Source organism: Variovorax sp. P5_A3, from assembly GCF_056400665.1.
This window is the reverse complement of the sequence record NZ_JBFUKW010000002.1, coordinates 607,898-625,843: the sequence shown is the minus strand read 5'-3', so window position 1 is coordinate 625,843 and position 17,946 is coordinate 607,898. Positions and strand designations below refer to the sequence as shown.

The 17,946-nt window shown below is 66.8% G+C and carries 13 protein-coding genes; 2 read left to right on the top strand and 11 right to left on the bottom strand.

From position 1 onward, the window contains the following. Position 1: 1 nt before the first annotated feature. The 3 genes from AC1D3B_RS05070 to AC1D3B_RS05060 all read right to left on the bottom strand — a co-directional run bounded on the left by AC1D3B_RS05070 (position 2) and on the right by AC1D3B_RS05060 (position 3,883). The gene (locus AC1D3B_RS05070; protein WP_478189564.1) at positions 2–1,900 is read right to left on the bottom strand and encodes a TRAP transporter large permease; all 1,899 of its coding nucleotides are present in this window, start codon (positions 1,898–1,900) and stop codon (positions 2–4) included. Position 1,901: 1 nt separating this feature from the next. Then, a complete protein-coding gene (locus tag AC1D3B_RS05065; RefSeq protein ID WP_478189563.1) occupies positions 1,902–2,933 on the bottom strand; it encodes a TRAP transporter substrate-binding protein in 1,032 nt (343 codons plus the stop codon). Positions 2,934–3,082: 149 nt separating this feature from the next. Then, positions 3,083–3,883 carry an SDR family NAD(P)-dependent oxidoreductase gene (locus AC1D3B_RS05060; RefSeq protein WP_478189562.1) on the bottom strand — a complete coding sequence of 267 codons (801 nt, stop codon included), beginning with the start codon at positions 3,881–3,883 and terminating at the stop codon, positions 3,083–3,085. Between the two features lie 147 nt (positions 3,884–4,030). Between AC1D3B_RS05060 and AC1D3B_RS05055 the strand changes: the two genes are divergently transcribed. Then, positions 4,031–5,065 carry a LacI family DNA-binding transcriptional regulator gene (locus tag AC1D3B_RS05055; protein WP_478189561.1) on the top strand — a complete coding sequence of 345 codons (1,035 nt, stop codon included), beginning with the start codon at positions 4,031–4,033 and terminating at the stop codon, positions 5,063–5,065. Between the two features lie 152 nt (positions 5,066–5,217). Beyond that, positions 5,218–6,012, top strand: coding sequence for an esterase/lipase family protein (locus AC1D3B_RS05050; protein ID WP_478189560.1), 795 nt, complete (start codon positions 5,218–5,220; stop codon positions 6,010–6,012). A gap of 12 nt (positions 6,013–6,024) precedes the next feature. On the opposite strand, the gene AC1D3B_RS05045 is transcribed toward AC1D3B_RS05050, so the two are convergent. From AC1D3B_RS05045 to AC1D3B_RS05010, 8 genes are all read right to left on the bottom strand, one after another. Then, positions 6,025–7,488, bottom strand: a complete 1,464-nt coding sequence (locus tag AC1D3B_RS05045) for a coniferyl aldehyde dehydrogenase (protein ID WP_478189559.1) — start codon at positions 7,486–7,488, stop codon at positions 6,025–6,027. Positions 7,489–7,500: 12 nt separating this feature from the next. Beyond that, positions 7,501–8,448 carry an alpha/beta hydrolase gene (locus tag AC1D3B_RS05040; protein ID WP_478189558.1) on the bottom strand — a complete coding sequence of 316 codons (948 nt, stop codon included), beginning with the start codon at positions 8,446–8,448 and terminating at the stop codon, positions 7,501–7,503. A gap of 5 nt (positions 8,449–8,453) precedes the next feature. Further along, positions 8,454–10,046 carry a GMC oxidoreductase gene (locus AC1D3B_RS05035; RefSeq protein WP_478189557.1) on the bottom strand — a complete coding sequence of 531 codons (1,593 nt, stop codon included), beginning with the start codon at positions 10,044–10,046 and terminating at the stop codon, positions 8,454–8,456. Further along, positions 10,043–11,677, bottom strand: a complete 1,635-nt coding sequence (locus AC1D3B_RS05030) for an AMP-binding protein (RefSeq protein WP_478189556.1) — start codon at positions 11,675–11,677, stop codon at positions 10,043–10,045. Before AC1D3B_RS05030 ends, AC1D3B_RS05035 begins: the two co-directional genes overlap by 4 nt. Positions 11,678–11,699: 22 nt before the next feature. Beyond that, on the bottom strand, positions 11,700–13,676 hold the full coding sequence (locus tag AC1D3B_RS05025; protein ID WP_478189555.1) for an alkyl/aryl-sulfatase: 1,977 nt from the start codon (positions 13,674–13,676) through the stop codon (positions 11,700–11,702). Positions 13,677–13,721: 45 nt separating this feature from the next. Next, positions 13,722–15,251, bottom strand: a complete 1,530-nt coding sequence (locus AC1D3B_RS05020) for a wax ester/triacylglycerol synthase domain-containing protein (RefSeq protein WP_478189554.1) — start codon at positions 15,249–15,251, stop codon at positions 13,722–13,724. Positions 15,252–15,712: 461 nt separating this feature from the next. Beyond that, positions 15,713–16,168, bottom strand: coding sequence for a DUF4148 domain-containing protein (locus AC1D3B_RS05015; RefSeq protein ID WP_478189553.1), 456 nt, complete (start codon positions 16,166–16,168; stop codon positions 15,713–15,715). 209 nt (positions 16,169–16,377) lie between these two features. Further along, positions 16,378–17,946, bottom strand: a complete 1,569-nt coding sequence (locus AC1D3B_RS05010) for an efflux transporter outer membrane subunit (protein WP_478189552.1) — start codon at positions 17,944–17,946, stop codon at positions 16,378–16,380.

Below are 17,946 nucleotides of genomic sequence, written 5' to 3'. Positions count from 1 at the left end.
GCTATTTGCCCAGGAAGCCGATGGAGAACCACGGCACCGCGGCCACGGCCACGAGGCCGATCACCAGTGCGGCGAGGTAGCCCCAGATCGGGCGGATGCCTTCGACCGGATCGACCTTGCCGATCGCGCAGGCCGCGTAGTAGCCCACTCCGAAGGGCGGCGCGAATAGCCCCAGCCCCATGGCCAGGACGACCACCATCGCGTAGTGCACCTCGTGCACGCCAACCGCGCGGGCGATCGGAAACATCAGTGGGCCGAAGAGGACGATCGCCGGGATACCCTCCAGCACACTGCCGAGCACGACAAAGGCCACGATCGACACCGCGATGAAGCCGGCTCGGCCACCCGGCATCGACTCCATCGCAGATGCGAGGTCCTGCGCGAAGCCCGACTGCGTCAGGCCCCAGGCCATCCCCGTCGCCGCGCCGATGATGAAGATGATGGCGCCCGAGAGCGCCGCGGTCTCGATCAGCATCGGCAACAGTCGCTTCGCATCGAACTGCCGGTAGATGAACAGGCCCGCAAGCACCGAATAGGCGATGCCGATGGTCGAAACCTCGGTCGCCGTCGCCACACCTTCCACCACCGCCGCGCGGATCACGAAAGGCAGCGCCACGGCTGGCAGCGCATAGACGAGCGCCCGCAGCACCATGCTTGCATCGGCGCGCTCGACGCCCGACAGATCCTCGTCGCGATAGCGCCACCAGACGACGGCGCACAGCGCAAGTCCGAGTACCAGGCCCGGCAGCAGGCCGCCCGTGAACAGCGCAGCGATCGAGACGCCCGTGACCGAACCGATGGTGATCAGCACGATCGACGGCGGGATTGTCTCCGTCTGCGCCCCGGTCGTCGCCAGGAGTGCCACGAGGTCCCCGGGCTTGGCGCCTCGTTTCTTCATCTCGGGAAACAGCACCGGTGCGATCGCAGCCATGTCGGCCGCCTTCGACCCCGAAATGCCGGACACCAGGTACATCGCCCCGATCAGCACATAGCTCAGGCCGCCGCGCACATGCCCGAGCAGGCTTGCGAGAAACTGCACCATGGCGCGCGCCATGCCGGTCATCTCGATCAGCAGGCCGAGGAACACGAACAGCGGCACCGCCAGCAGGATCAGGTGCGACATGCCTTCGTCCATGCGGCCCACGAGCACGATCATCGGCGTGCGCGTCGTGAGGGCGAGATAGCCGAAGGTCGCAAGGCCGAACGAGAACGCGATCGGCACCCCCGCCAGCACGCAGGCCGCGACGACGCCGACGAAGAAGATCACGAGGTTCGCCTTGCCGAGTGGCGCCAGCACCGGCGCCATCAGCCAGAAGGCCGCGCAGACGACGGCCACCAGGGCCAGCGCCGCGGCGGTGCGCCCAGGCGGATTGAGCCGCGCGAGGCGCAGCACGCTGACCAGCAGCATCAGGGCGACGCCGACCGGCAGCGCCGATGCGCGCCAGGCGTTGCTGATTTCCATCGCGGGAGTCACCACCATCGCTTCCTCCGAGGCGTACTCGTAGGCGGGATGGGCGACGAGCAGCAGGAAGGCCAGCGCCGCCGCGATCGCGAGGACATCGAGGAAGGCGCGCGTGCCCGGAGATGCCTTGGCCACGAAGGCGGTCATGCGCATGTGCTCGCCACGCCGCAGCGCTACCACGGCGCCCAGCATCGACATCCAGAGAAACAGGATGCCCGCGAGTTCGTCGGACCAGACCAGCGGCGAATGGAAAACATAGCGCGCGATCACCCCGGCCAGCAGCACCACGATGTTGCCCACCACCAGCAGCGCCGCCGGGATTTCGGTGAGCCGCCCGAGCCATCGATCGAGCCCGTCCAACGATGCGCGCCAGCCCTGCGCAGGCGGCGCGCCCAGGGGCGAACCCGGCGCCGCGCGCCCGGCGTGGTCGACGTTCATCTCACGACACCTTGCCGACGGTCGACTCCAGTAGCTCCCACGCCTCGGGGCCGAACTTGCCCTTCCACTCGGCATAGAAGCCGGATTTCTGCAATTGCGCGCGGAAGGAATCCGCCGGGGCGGCATTGAAGACCAGGCCCTTGCCCGTGAGCTCCGCCTGCAACGTGGCGTTGAGCTTGGCGACGTCCGCGCGCTGCTGCAATCCGCCTTCATTGAAGGCGCGCGAGGCGATCGCTTTCAGGTCATCGGGCAGGCCACGCCAGGCGCGGCCGTTGACCACCAGGTGGTAGCCGTCCCAGCTGTGGTTGGTGAGGGAGCAGTACTTCTGCACCTCGTAGAGCTTGGCGGTCTGGACGATGGCGAGCGGGTTCTCCTGCGCGTCGACCACCCGCGTCTGCAGCGCCGAATAGACCTCGCTGAACTGCAGGCTGGTGGGCGATGCCGACAGCGACTTGAAGAGCGAAATGCCCATCGGGCTCACCGGCACGCGGATCTTCATCCCGGCCAGGTCGGCGGCGGTCGTCACCGGGCGCGTGCTGGTCGTGATCTGCCGGAAGCCGTTGTCCCACATCTTCTCGAAGGTGTGCAGGCCGATCTTCGCGAACGCGGCACGGATGCCGTCGCCGAGCTTGCCGTCGACCGCGCCCCAGACCTGGTCGTAGTTCGTGAATGCGAAGCCGACCGCGGTGATTGCGCTGATCGGCGCCACGGTGGCGATCACCATCGTTCCCGCATTGAAGATCTCCAGCCCGCCGCTGCGCACTTGCGCCAGCATGTCGGTGTCGCCGCCCAACTGGTTGTTGGGGAACACCTTGATCTCCATGCGTCCCTTGCTCTCCGCCGCGATGCGCGCCGCCACTTCTTGGGCCCGCACGTTGAGCGGATGGCTCACCGGCAGGTTGTTGCCGAACTTGAAGACGAATTCCGGTGCGGCATGCGCCAAGCCCGGCAGCGCGCCGGCCACGCTGGCAACAGGGAGCGCGGAGAGCGTGCGCAGCAGGCTGCGGCGTGTGACGGTGGGCGAATCAATCATCTGTATGTCTCCTGGTTCTTGGTTCGATGCCGGATTTCGGCTCGCGATTCGATGTCAGTGCTGGCCGACCATCTCACCATACGTTCGCAACGGTCGTGACGCCAATGCAAATCTTGATGGTTTTTGATGGATTTTTGGTGCGTACGGGGCTAATTGCAGCGCATGTGCATGCCGCCATCCACCATCAACTCGACGCCGTTGATGTAGCGCGCCTCGTCCGAGGCCAGGAACACGGCGGCATGGGCCACGTCCCAGCCGTCGCCCATGCGGCCCGTGGGCGAGAGCCGATGCCGGGCCTCCACCATCTGCTCCTTGCTCTCGTAGAAGCCGGAGATCTGCTTGTAGATGTGGGGCGTGTCCATGACCCCCGGCAGGATGCAGTTGGCGCGAATACCCTTGGCGGCATATTGCAGCGCGACGCTCTGCGTCAGGGAGTTGACCGCCCCCTTCGACGCCGCATACGCGCAGTAGGCGTAGCCGGTCCAGCGAACGCCGCCGAGCGCGCCGATGTTGACGATCGCTCCCCTGCCCTGCGCCTCCATCAGCGGCAGCACGCACTTGCAGGTCAGGAACATGCTCTTCACGTTGACGGCCATGACACGGTCCCAGGTCTCTTCGCTGGTCTCGACCGGACCGCCTTGCGAGGTGATGCCGACGTTGTTGTGCAGGATGTCGACCTGACTGTAGTGCGCGAGCGCGGCCTCGACGGCACGCTGCACGTCGGCGAGCACGGTCACATCCGCCGCAAGAGCGATCGCATCGTTGCCTTCCTCGCGGATGAGGTCGCAGGTGACCTGGGCCGCGTCGCGCTCCCGGTCGATCGCCACCACGCGCGCGCCGTTGCGCGCGTAGGCGACGGCGGCCGCCTTGCCGTTGCCCCAGCCGTCGCCGATCGATCCGGCGCCAAATACCAGGGCCACTCGTCCGCCCAGCCTGCTTGTCGTCTCCATTCTTGCTCCTGTGATTGCCCCGGCCCTCGTGCGATTGCAGCGGGGCGATGCGTACGATAAGCTCCGGCGCCATCGCCACATAGCAGGCCTTCTGATGGTTTTTGATGGATTGATGGTGCCGGCGCAGGGCAATCCGGAGCAGCCGGTATGACGCGCCCGCTGCCCGGGGTCGCCGACGTCGCGCTCCTTGCCGGCGTGTCCACTGCCACCGTGGACCGTGTGCTGCATCGACGCGCGGGCGTTCGCCAGGCTACCGTGCAACGGGTGCTGCAGGCCGCCGGAGACCTCAAGTACCTCCCTCAGGCGGAGTTGTACGCGGCGCTCACGCCCCCGCCGATGCAACTGCTCTTCATCTTTCCCGACCAGAGCAGCCGCTTCCTGCGGATGCTCGGCGAATGGGTGCAGTGTTCGCAGGAGCACTGGGCGCCGTTCAACGTCAACTGCAAGGTGGCCTTCATCCAGAGCTTCGATCCGGAGGCGCTCTCGGCCATGCTGCGCCGCCGCGGCCGACGCTGTGACGGCGTCGCGTTCATGGCGCTGGAGCATCCGGCCGTGCGCGAGGCGGTCGCGCTGCTGGCGGACCAGGGCGTGCCGACCGTGACGCTGGTGTCCGACCTGTCCGATTCGCGGCGCGTTGCCTATGTCGGTCTCGCCAACCGGTCCGCCGGCCGCACCGCGGCCTACCTCATCGCGCGCTTCGTCGGCCCGTCACGCCGCGCGAAGGTGGCGCTGATCGCCGGTTCGCGCAGCTACCGCGCGCATGAGGAGCGCGAGGCCGGGTTCCTGCACCTGTTCTCGGAGCAGTACCCGCACATGCAGGTCGTCGGGCTGCGCGAAGGCTACGACGACGAGCGCGCCAACTACCGACAGACGCTCGCCTTGCTGGAGCAGCATCCGGACCTCGCCGCCATCTACAACATCGGCGGCGGAGCGGAAGGCATCGGGCGCGCGCTCAAGGAAAGCGGGCAGCAGCACAAGGTCGTCTTCATCGGCCACGGCCTCACGCCGGACACGCGCTCGCTGCTCATCGACGGCACGATGGACGCCGTGCTCACCCAGAGCCCGCAAAGCACCGTCATGAACTGCGTGCGCATCTTCACGAACCTGCGCGACCGGCGCGACCCGCACGCCGGTGTGGAAGCCACGCGCAGCCAGGTGATCTTTCGCGAGAACCTTCCCTGATGCGCAGCGGCGGTGGTGGCCTCAGAACGCGTGGCGGATGCCGAAGTCGTAGCCGTAGCTCCCCGGCCGATTTCGATTGCACTCCATGCATCGACCCGGTGCCGCTTATGCATTGGACTCAATCCCGCCTCACTGCAACAATCCGGATTGAAATGACCGCGAATACAGTCACCCGCCGGCCCGTCAGGGCGCCCTCTCGCCTGCTGATGCTCGCCGAGGTGCGTGCGCTGTGGGAAGCCGGCGCGACGGTCGCCCTTTGGCCGGTCCTGAAAATCTCGCCGCGTGGCGACGGTCATCCGGTCATGGTGCTGCCGGGCCTCACCTCCGGCGATGGATCGACCCTGCTGTTGCGCCGTTTCCTCAAGGGCCGCGGCTACGACGTGCATGGCTGGGGACAGGGCCGCAATTTCGGTCCGCGCGCGGGCGTCGAGGACCGCATGGTCAGCAAGCTGGAGGAGCTGCACGCCAAGGACGGCCGCAAGGTCAGTCTTGTCGGCAAGAGCCTGGGCGGCGCCTATGCGCGCTTCCTGGCCAACCGCCATCCGAAGCTCGTCCGCGGCGTCGTGACGCTCGGCAGCCCGTTCAAGGGCAGCCCGCGCTCGACCAATGCATGGCGCATCTACGAAGGCGTCAGCGGTCAGAGCGCGGAGGATGCTCCGCGCATGAAGCACGTGACGCGCACACCGCGCGTGCCGACCACGTCGATCTTCAGCCGCACCGACGGCATCGTGGCGTGGCGCTCCAGCATGGAGACCACCGGGCCGACCTCCGAGAACATCGAAGTGATGCTCGGCAGCCACCTCGGACTCGACACGCACCCCGCCGTCCTCTACGCGCTGGCCGACCGCCTTGCGCAGCCCGAGGGCGAGTGGAAGCCGTTCAAGCGGGGCATGCTGGGGCCGCTGCTGTTTCCCAATCCGTCGCGTGGCATCTTCACTGCGACCTGACGACCCGCCGTTTCATGGCGACGGGACCTGCGCGGCGCGCTCCCCGACCGGCGCTTCGTCAAGCGCCGGATCGCCATGCCCCAGGTAGAACCTGAACACCAGGCGCTGCACCAGGTTGCCATACGGCGGATAGAACAGTCCCATCGGAAACCACGGCGCACGCTTGAAGGTGCCCTTGGCATGCGACAGTTCGCGAAAGCCTTCCTCGCCGTGATAGGAACCCATGCCCGAATTGCCGGTGCCGCCGAATGGCAGGTCGTGGTTGAAGGCATGCCAGCCCCAGTCGTCCATGCACAGGCCGCCGGAATGCGTCAGGTTCGTCAGGCGCTCCTGCTCGGCGCTGTCGAAGCCGAACGCATAGAGCGCCAGTGGTCGCGGACGTGCCGCGATGTAGTCGATGGCCTGGTCGAGCGTGTCGTAGCCCACCACCGGGAGGATCGGCCCGAAGAGCTCTTCATTGGCGATGCGCATGTCGTCGCGTACGCCGGTGACGACATGCAGTGGAATGCGTCGCCCCGGCCCGTTGTCGCCGCAAGCGATGACCTTGCCGCCCTTCGCGGTGGCCTCGGCCAGCAGTTCGCGAATGCGTTGCGCATGCGGCTCGCAGGCCATGCTGGTGTAGTCGTGGTTGCCCTGCACCGTGGGATACAGGCGCCGGAACGACCGCTCCACCGCGCTCGCGAAGGCATCGACCTGCTGGCGCGGCACCAGTGCGTAGTCAGGTGCCAGGCAGACCTGGCCGCTGCTGAAGGCCTTGCCGTGCGCGACGCGTTCGGCGGCCATCTCCACCGCACGGTCGCTCGCCACGAGTGCCGGCGACTTGCCGCCCAGCTCCAGCGTTACCGGCGTCAGGTGTTGCGCCGCCGCGCGCATGATGTGATGGCCCACGGCGGGCGAGCCGGTGAACACCAGGTGGTTGAAGGGCAGGTGCGAAAACGCCTGCGCCTCCGCGACCTCGCCGCCGAAGACCGCGACCTCGTCGTCGGCGAACTTCTCGGCCAGCATCTGCGCCAGCAGTTCGGTGGTCCGCGGCGAGAGCTCCGACATCTTGATCATCACGCGGTTGCCCGCGGCCAGCGCGGCGACCAGCGGCCCCAGCGACAGGTACAGCGGGAAGTTCCATGGCGTGATCACGCCGACCACGCCCTTGGGCTGGTAGTTGACGAACGCGCTGTTGCTCAGGAAGAGCAGTTCGGTGGCACGGCGCTGCGGCTCCATCCACTGGCGCAGCCGGTGCAACGCATGGTTGATCTCGAGGATCGGCCCCAGCACCTCGATCAGCTTGGTCTCCGCCGATGAACGCCCGCCGAAATCTGCGCTCACCGCCACGGCGATGCGGTCCTGGTAGCGCTTGAGCAGCGCCCGCAGCGCCTTCAGCTTGGCCTTGCGTTCCGACAGGGTGGGAAACGGATGCGCCAGGAACGCCACGCGTTGCCGTTCGAAGGTGTCTTCCATGCGCTGGATGAGGGTGTCCATGGTGTGGATCTCCTAGGAAGCCGCCGCCATCGCCTGCGCGGCACCGGGCATCGCGGACGGATGCGCCAGGCCGCAGCGCTCGACGATGAAGGCCCCGATCTCGTCGAGCGACTGTTTCGACTGCGGCAGCACGCCGATGAGCTGGAACACATGCGGCAAACCGGGCCAGACCCTGACGCTGGCATCGACGCCGAGAGCACGTGCGCGCTCGGCGGCGCGCAGCGAATCGTCGAGCAGCATCTCGCTGCCCGACACATGGAACAGCAGCGGCGGCAGTCCGGTCCAGTCGGCGAACAGCGGTGAGGCCGCCGGGTCGTCCGCGGGCGCACCGTCGAGGTAGGCAGCCTGCACCATCGTCAGGGCGTGCCGGTCGAACATCGCATCGCTGCCTTCGTTGACATGCACCGAGTCACCGCTGCCCGTGAGATCGGTGACGGGCGAAAGGAGCGCTGCGCAGGCCGGCAACGGCAGGCCTTCATCGCGCAGGCGCATCAGGACGCCCAGTGTGAGATTGCCTCCCGCCGAGTCGCCCGCAATGGCCATGCGCTCGGGCGCGCACCCCTGCGCCATCAGCCACCGCCAGGCGGCGAAACAATCGTCGAGTGCTGCCGGAAAGCGATGCTCCGGCGCCAGTCGATAGGCCGGCACCAGCACGCGCATGCCGGTCGTCCGCGCGAGCTGCGATGCAAGTTGCCGATACGCATTGGGCAGGTGCAGGCTGAAGGCACCACCGTGCAGGTAGAGCAGGACGCCGCGTTGCGCCGCGCCCTCCCCGCCGACCCATTCGCACGGCACGCCGTTGGCCTCGACGCTGGCGACGCGGATCCTGCCGGCACCGCGCTGGAGCCAGCCGTCGGTGAACCGTGCCTTCTCGCGCAGCTTGTCGATGGTGACGCCCTTGCGCCATAGGCGCTTCACGCTGAAGCGCAGCGCCGCGTCGATGACCCGCTGGGTGATCATGGCTGTCAGTGCGGCTGGGCCGCAGGGATGTGACTCATCGCGTTCTCGGTGATGGCCGCGATCGTCAGCGACGGATTGACGCCAGGATTCGCGGGCATCGCCGCGCCATCGCAGACGAGGAAGTTGCGATAGCCGAAAAGACGGTTGTGCCGGTCGACCACGCCGCAGCTCGCGTCCTTGCCGATGACCGCCCCACCGAGGATGTGCGCGGTCGACGGGATGTTGGCGGTGGCTTCGAGCACCATGCTCTGCGCGATGCCTCCCGTCTCCCGGGCCAGCCATTCGGCCGCCTCATTGGCCACTGCGATGAAGGTCGGGTTGGGCTTGTCCTTGTCCTGCTCGGTGCTCAGGCCGATGCCGCCCAGCCATCCACGTTTGGCCCGAAACGCAATTGCGTTGTCGAGGCTCTGCATGACCAGGAAGATCACGGTGCGTCGACTCCAGCCGAAGGGCCAGAGCACCTTGGCGAAGCGCAGCGGATGGCGCACGATGCTGCCGAGCAACCGCAGCGGGCGGGTCACGCGCGTGCCCTCGCCGGTGATCATGGTGAACTGGGTCGACATGAAGTCGCCCTTGCCGCCGTAGGTGACGAACTCGATGTGCGTGTCCGGGCGCGGGTGAATACTCGCGCTGATGGCCACGTCATTGCCCGGCTGAAGCTTCTCGTCGGGCAAGGTCACGGCCAGGATCGACTCGCTGTTCGTGCGCACCAGTTCGCCCAGCCGGTCGCTGATGGCCGGGAGCGACCCTCCGTGCTTGCACTTGGCGAGCAACCGGTTGGTGCCGAGCGCACCGGCCGACATGACCACGCCACGCGTGTTGAAGCTGCGCCGCTGTTTGTTGATCCAGGCACCGGGCCGCTGCGTGGTGACGCGGTAGCCGTCGCTGCCGTCGGCTGCACCGATCGGGCGGATGTCGACGACTTCATGCTCGGGCAGGATCTGCGCACCGGCCTTCTCGGCGAACCACAGGTAGTTCTTCACCAGCGTGTTCTTCGCGCCGATGCGGCATCCCACCATGCAGGCGCCGCAGCGGGTGCAGCCGGTTCGTGCGGGCCCTTCGCCGCCGAAGTACGGGTCCGGCACCGTGGTGCCTGGCTCGCCGAAGAAGATGCCCACCGGCGTGCGCTTGAACGTGTGCTCCACGCCGAAGTGCCGGGCCACGTCCATCAGCAGCTTCTGGCCGTCGCTCTCGAAAGGAACGGTGTTCACGCCGAGCATGTGCTCGGCCGTGTCGTAGTGCGGCTTGAGCGTGGCCGCCCAGTCCTCCAGGCCGGCCCACTGCGGATTGACGAAGAACTCCGGCGCGCCGCGATACAGGGTGCAGGCATAGACCACGCTGCCGCCGCCGACCGCCGAGCCGCTGGCGATGAACACGTCCTTGAAAGGCGTCAGCCGCAGGATGCCGCGCAGCCCCAGCGCAGGCGCCCAGACGAAGTCGCGCAGGTTCCAGGAGTTGGCGGCGTAGTCCTCGTCGCGAAAGCGTCGACCGCATTCGAGCACCGCGACCTTGTAGCCCTTCTCGGCCAGCCGAAGCGCCGACACGCTGCCGCCGAAGCCCGAGCCGACGATCAGCCAGTCGTAGTCGAAGGCGGTCATGTCACATCGCGCAGCTCGCGACGAAGGATCTTGCCCACGGCCGATTTGGGCAGCGCATCGACGATGCGGACGATGCGCGGCACCTTGTAGGCGGTGAGCTCGTTGCGGCAATAGGCGATGACGTCGGCCTCGCTCAGCGTCGCATCCGCGGCCTTGACGATGAACAGCTTGACCGCCTCGCCCGATTTCTCGTCGGGCACGCCGATGCAGGCGCATTCGATGACCCCCGGGCAGCCGGTGGCCACCGCCTCGATCTCGTTCGGGTACACGTTGAAGCCCGAGACGATGATCATGTCCTTCTTGCGATCCACGATCTTCAGGAACCCCTTGGCATCGAACACGCCGACGTCGCCGGTCCGGAAGTAGCCGTCGTCAGTGAAGGTCTCGGCCTGGGACTCGGGCTTCTGCCAGTAGCCGCTCATCACCTGCGGACCCTTGGCGCAGATCTCGCCAGGCTCGCCGACGGCAACTTCGGCACCATCGTCGTCCAGCAGCTTGATGTCGGTCGACGGCATCGGCAGGCCGGTGGTGCCCGTGAACTCCTTGATGGAGGCCGGGTTGAAGGTCAGGACCGGCGAGGTCTCCGACAGGCCATAGCCTTCGCGGATGAAGGTGCCGGTGAGCGCGCGCCACTTGTCGGACACCGCACCGATCACCGCCGCGCCGCCGCCACCGGCCAACTGCAGGTTGGACCAGTCGATCTCCTTGCTCTTCGGATGCGCGCACAGGCCCGCGTAGAGCGTGTTGACGCCCATGAACACGGTGGGCCGTGCCTTCTTCATCGTGTCGAGGAAACTGTCGAAGTCGCGCGGATTGGGCACCAGCCAGTTGTCCGCGCCCACCGAGAAGTAGGTGATGAAGTTCACCATCAGCGCGAAGATGTGATACAGCGGGATCGCCGTGACGACGACCTCCTCGCCCGGGCGCACGTTGTCGGGCATGAAGGCCTTGAACTGCTCGGTATTGGCGACCAGGTTGCGATGCGACAGCGTCGCGCCCTTCGACAGGCCCGTGGTGCCGCCGGTGTACTGCAGGAACAGCAGGTCGTCGCCGTTGAGCTCGACCGGCTTGAACGGCAGCTTCGCCCCTTCTTCGAGCGCCTGGGCCAGCGAGGTGGTGGCACCCAGCCGCGCATCCACCGGCGGACTCGGAATCTCGACCCCGCTGCCATCGCCGACGCCGGTGGTCAGCACGGTCTTCAGCCGCGTCTTCTTCATCACTTCGGCCACCGTGGCCGATACGCCGTTGTAGACGACGATCGTCTCGACCCCCGCGTCGTTGAGCTGGTGTTCGAGTTCGCGCGGCGTGTACAGCGGATTGACGTTCACCTGCGCCGCCCCGGCGCGGATGATGCCCAGGAAGGCGATCGGAAACGCGAGCAGGTTGGGCGCCATCACGGCGATGCGGTCGCCGCGTTGCACCCCCAGCCGGTTCTGCAGGTAGGCCGCGAAGTTGCGCGAGAGCGTGTCCACCTGGGCATAGGTGAGCGTCTGGCCCGCGCACCGGAATGCGGGCTTGTCGGCGAATCGCTTCATCGCCTGCTCCATCATGTCGACGACGGAGCGGTAGGCGTCGGGATCGATCTCCTCCGGGATGTCGCCGTAGCTGATGTGCCAGTGTCTTGCGGTCATGGTCGGCTCCTTTCGGCTCGTCTCAGGGCGCGATGATGTTGAAGGCGGGATCGAACTCGACGATGTTTGCCACCACCGCGGCGAAGCCCTTCGGATCGCCCTCGACCTTGAGCATGCCGGCCTGCACCAGCTCGGGCACCTTCTTGCCTTGCAGCAGCATCGCGAGAAACGCCGGGCGCGTCAGCGTCAAGGTGACATCAGGGTTCTTCAGCACGCGCCCCTTCGTATTGTTCAGCACCGAATTCGACAGCTCCAGCGCCCAGACTTCGTTGGTATCGCTGAACACCATGCTGATCGCGGCCTTCATGCCGTCGGTCTTCTCGTGGTTGAGGCGCAGCGCGATGTAGTCGAAGAGAAGCTCATTGGTCATGCCACGCACGGTGTCCGCCCCGCCTGTACTGGCACTTGTGCTGCGCGGGCCGGCGCGCAACTCAAGCGCCCCCATCAGGTAGGCGTTGCGCCAAGTGGCCGACTCGGCCTGGTAGCCCAACTGCTCCAGTGCATCAGCCTGTAGCGTGCGCGCCTCGGCGTTTGCCGGGTTGGCGAAGACCACGTGGTTCACCAGCTCTGCGACCCACCGGTAGTCGCCCTGGTCGAAGGCCTTCCTCCCAAGCGCAAGGACTGCGGCCTCGCCGCCCATCGCGGCCACGTAGCGCTTGGCGGAATCGGTTGGCGGAAGACGATGCAGCGTGGCCGGGTTGGCATCGTAGAAACCCAAATAGAAGTTGTAGACCCCGCGCAGGTTGTGGCTGAGCGTGCCGTAGTAGCCATGCGAGCTCGCGTCCTTGGCCAGTTCCTTCGGGAAGAAGGGCTCGTTGCCGATCTCGTCCATCACCTCGCCCTTGTTCGCCAGGTGCAGCGCGCGGTCGTGCAGGAAGCGGTAGGTGTCGCGCTGGTTGGCGAGGTACTGGCGGATGTTCTGGTTGCCCCAGGTCGGCCAATGGTGGCTCGCGAAGGCCACCTCGACATCGGGATACAAGTCCAGCGTCTCGTTGATGTATTTGCTCCACGAGAGCGCGTCGCGCACCTTGGCGCCACGGATCGTGTAAATGTTGTGCATCAGCTTGACCGCGACCTCCGACAGGCACAGCGCCTTCTTGTCGGGGAAATAGATCATCATTTCCGACGGTGCTTCCGATCCCTGCGCCATCTGGAACTGCATGCGCACCCCGTCGACCGTCAATTCCTCGCCCGTCTTGTTGATGAGCTGCGTCGGCGGGATCAGTCCCGGCGTCCCGATGCTGATCGCAAGCCCGAGGCCGGTGCCTACCGAACCCTTGTCGCTGGCCGGAAGCGAAACGCCATACATGTAGTTGGCGCGGCGCGACATAGCATTGCCGGCGAGCACGTTCTCGGCCACGGCGTTGTCCATAAAGCCTTCGGGCGCGATGACCTTGATCTTGCCCGATCGCACGTCGGCCTCGTCGATCACGCCGCGCACGCCGCCGAAGTGGTCGACGTGGCTGTGGGTGTAGATCACCGCGACCACCGGCTTGGTGCTTTTCAGATACTCCATGGCCAACTTCATGCCAGCTCGGGCGGTGTCTTCGGTGAACAGCGTGTCTATAACGATCCAGCCGCTGGCGCCTTCGACGAGCGTGATGTTGGCCATGTCATAGCCACGGATCTGGTAGATGCCGTCGGCGACCTTGAAGAAGCCCTGCGCGGTGTTCAGTTTCTGCTCTCGCCACAGGCTGGGGTTGACTGTTGCGGGAGCGTCGCCCTTGACGAAATCGTATCGCTGGGTGTTCCACACCAGCCGGCCATCGGGCGCCTTGACCAACGGGTCCTTCAACTCGGCCAGCTTGCCGCGCGTGGCGTCCTCAGAGTCCTGCTTGTCGTTCATTGCCATCGATTGGCGCACCGCTTCGTTGACGCGCTCGGTGGTGGCGGTGGCCGGCTTGGAAGGCGGAAGCGGCGCGGTGGTCGGCTGGGCAAAGACGGCCGCGCCGGCCAGCATTGCAACGCCGACACTGGTCGCGAGAAATGCGTTCTTCATTGATGCGTCTCCTGCAATGGTTTCGGATCGAACGAGGCGAGATGCCTACGCGGATGCGGGGCGCGCCCTGCGCTTGGCTGGCGCAACTCGCTTTCGCGACGCTGGTGCCTTCGCGGGGCTCTTGCGGGATGCCTTGGCCGGTGTCCTGGCAGACGTCTTCGGTGCAACCCTCGTCGATTTCTTCTCCGGCGCCGCGGCAGGTTCGCCTGCCGGTTCGCTCGTGCCCAGCGCTGCTTTCAGTTCCTCGAAAGCCTGTTCGGTGAAGCGCGCCAGCTCTTCGATGTGCGGCACCGCCTCCGGCATGGCCAGGAAGCCGAGTTGCAGTCGCTCGCCCAGCGTGACCGCGGTGACGTTGAGCTTGTGCCCGGCCGCCACCACCGACACCGGCAGCACGAGTTCGACCGCGGCGCCCATGAGGTAGGGCTGGCCGGTGAGCCCGAAGGGATTCGAAACCATCAGGTTCGACAGGCGCGGCGCCGCCTTCGCTGCGACCATTTCCACGAGCAGCGGCACCGCATGCACGATGGTGGTGTAGAGCATCACGGTGTCGCTGCTGATCGTCTTCAGCGTTTCCTTCAACTGGCCGGTCTCGGCGCGGATCGCGGCCAGCCGCTCTGCCACCGAAGCGCCGGGCTTGCCGAGCGGGAACTGCAGCACCGCGATCTGGTTGCCGCCCTTCGCATCGGCCAGTGCGACCGGCATGTCGGCCACGAGCGCTTCCTTGTGCGAGCCGCCGCGCTTGCGCAGGTACTGCCGCATCGCCATGTCGAGCGCTGTCAGCAGCAGGTCGTTGATGGTGGCGCCATGCGCCTTGCCCAGGCGCTTCATCTCCGGCAGCGGCAAGGTGCAGTAGGCGTAGCTGCGCCTCGACGACAGCGCCCCATCGAAGGCCGAGGACACCTTCAGGAAAGGCAGCGCCAGCTCCTTGCCGAAGCTCAACGATCGCAGGCCCTGTTGGGCGAGCATGCCGTACAGGCCGGCAGCCGAAGTCAGTGCGCCGGTGACCTGGGTGCCCGCGCTCAGGATCTGCTGCACCATGTCGGCACGCTCCTTGGTCGCGGTGCCGGAGCGCGGCACGCCATCCCACAGCGCGCGTACCTCCTTGTCTTTCGGGTCGTCGCTGAGCCACGCCGTGACCGCCTTGACGAAGGTGCGTCCGTCGATGATCCCGTGGTGCGCCTTGCCGTACACCGCCACGCGGCCGTCGGCCAATCCGTCGATGACATGGAACTGCCAGAGCAGGCCGGAGCGGTCGAGCTGCGTCTCGTGCAGCGCGCAGACCTCTTTCAGCAGCTCGTCCATCGAAGCGTCGTCGAGCGTGAGCCGGTGCACATGCTCGCGGATGTCCGGGTCGGTCATCGGCTCGACTGATGGCAGCCGGGTCAGGGATTTCCTGAAGCGGTAGTTGAACGGCGGACCGGGCGGACGTTTCAGCAGCTTGGCGTGCAGCTTGTCGGCGAAGTTGCCCTTGAAACCCTCCGGCGGGCGCAAGAGCACCAGCGGACCGATGTTGAACGGCCTGGCAGGCGTTTCCAGCAGGAACATGGCCAGGTCAATCGGCGAAAGTGCGGGCATCCTCGTCTCCTGTCTGTCGTTCGACCGGTCTTGCGCCGGCATGCGAATCGCTGTGGTCGCTCGGATGCAGAACGGGAGATTGCCGCCGAATCTTGCCAACGAATGTCGGGGGCTGTGTATCGTCGCTCCGCATCGCGGGCAACGTGAAGACTAGCGGCTCATCGGTGCGCTGAGAATCGTGGCGCGCACGTGCTGAAGGCCCGTGCGCGCACGTAAGCGACTAAGTGCTGCCACGTACTACCTGACTTTGCTTGACTTCCGGGCAGACGGGGCGTAGAGGAGCGCGGGCGGGAGCAAGGCGGTCCGGGGCGGACAGGTTCATCGTCGTCCGATGGCCGACGGGGAGCGTCGCGAACGCCGGCATGGGGCCGGCGGCGGCCAGCCATGTCAGCGCCATGATCGCCGTGACGCGGTACCTGGGCATATCGAGCAGGACGAACATGCCGCCGGACCTCGCATGCTCAGTTCGAAGCGACGGCCGCGTGCGCGGCGTGCTGGTAACGGTTGGCCGACAGCTCGAAAGAGCCGCTGTCTTCGCCGTACCGCTGGTCGAGCGTTCCATCCTTCTCGGCGGCGGCGAGTTCGGCCTTCACTTCCGCGCGCGGCGTGTCCAGCGTCTCGTGGCGCGAGAGATAGAACGAGCCGCTGTCGGTGCCGTCCAGCACGTTCAGCGTGTGATCCGCACGGGCTTCCTTGACGTCAGCCTTCACCTCGCCGCGGCTTTCGGTCGAGTGGAAGTGCGAGGCCAGGTAGGCCGAGCCGCTGTCCTCGCCGTTGAACGCGGCGAGTTGGCCGTTGGCCTCCGCGGCCTTGAGCTGCGCCTTGACTTCGGCACGGGTCACCTGGGCCGAGGCCACGGTGGCAGAGAGGGTGAGAACGGTGGCCAGCAGGCCCAGGGTCAGGTTGAACTTCTTCATGATGATTTCCTTCGCGCGTCTGGATGAAGGATGAGAGGCGGCGCCGACAGACACGCATCCGGCGACCTCTTCGAAAACCGGACGACTTGCATCTGTCTCGGTGCCTCTACTGTCGAATCTGGCGGTTGCTGCCGGATTGCGACGGAGCGAATGCGCGATGCAGCTGAAACGGGCAAGGTTGCTTTTGAAACATCGCCCTCCGACACGGGCTACCGGGCATCGCTGGCGACGCGCGCTGCATCGCCGGTGTCGCGAACCCATCCGCCGCCGAGAGCGCGGTAGAGGTCGACCAGGCTTTCCAGGCGGTTCATGCGCACCGACACCAGCGACAGCTGCGCGTTGTAGAGGTCCTGCTGCGCCGTGAGCACATTCAAATAGCCGTCCACGCCGCTCTCGTAGCGGACCTGCGAGAGCCCCAGGCGCCGCGACTCGACGTCGGCGAAGCGCTGCGCGGCCACGAGCTGGTCCTGGTAGGTGGCGCGGGCGGCAAGTCCGTCGGACACCTCGCGGAACGCGGTCTGGATCGTCTTCTCGTACTGCGCGATGCCGATGTCCTTGCGAACCTTCGCGACGTCGAGGTTGGCCTGGTTGGCTCCGGCGTCGAAGATCGGCACCGCGAGCGCAGGAACGAACGACCACGCGCTGGCGCCGGCACCGAACAGCCCGCCCAGCGAAGAACTCGCCGTTCCCAAGGCGCCCGTCAGCGTGATGTGCGGAAAGAAAGCCGCGCGTGCCGCGCCGATGTCCGCGTTCTCCGAACGCAGCACGGCTTCGGCCTCCAGGATGTCCGGCCGGCGCGTCAGAAGGTCCGAAGGCAGCCCGGCGGGCACGTCGTCCCGGATGGACTGCTCGCTCAGGCGCACCGGCGGCGGCAAGGATGGCGGCAGCGGCTCGCCGACGAGCAGCACCAGTCCGTTTTCAGCCTGCGCCCTCAGGCGCACCTGCTCGGCTTCGTTGACCCGGGCCTGTTCGACCAGGGTCTGCGCCTGGGTCAGGTCGAGGTCCGATGCAGTGCCGACCTCGAACCGGCGCTGCACGATCGCCAACGAGCCGCTGGTGGCCTCGATGGTCTTGCGCGTGACGGCGAGTTGCTCGTCGAACGCGAGCACGGTGAAGTACTGGTCGGCGACCTGCGACACGAGCAGGATCTGCGCGGCCTGTTGCGCATGCGCGCTGGCGATGTATTGCTCGAAGGCCGAGTCACTGAGGCTCTGCAGGCGGCCGAACAGGTCGACCTCCCACGCCACGGAAAGCTCCGCCGTCGCCGAATGCGCGACCAACGGCCTGCCGGTCTGCGTCAGGCTGCCGGGCGTGCGCGACTGCGCGCCCCCCGCGCCGGCCGTGAGCTGCGGATACAGCGCCGCGCGCTGCACGCGGTACTGCGCCTGGACCTGTGCCACGTTCAGCACCGCGACGCGCAGGTCGCGGTTGTTGTGCAGCGCAAGTTCGACCAGCCGTTGCAGACGCTCGTCCGAAAGGAAATCGCGCCAGCCGATGTCCGCGGCGGGTGGCGCGCCCGGGACCGCGTTCACCGGCGTTCCGTAGGCTTCTCCCGCGGGATACGCGGCGGAGATGGGCGCCTCGGGCCTCTGGTAGATCGGCTGCAGCGAACAGCCCGCCACCGCGATCGCCGCCACCAATGCGATGGCAGCCGCCTCAAGGCTGCGCTTCCCGACCAGGAATACCGCGGAACCGGCTTCGCCGGGCCGCCGGTATTGCCCCCGGCAGGGGGGTGGCGAAGCGACACGAAGTGCGCGAAGACTGGGGGCGAGCTTCAT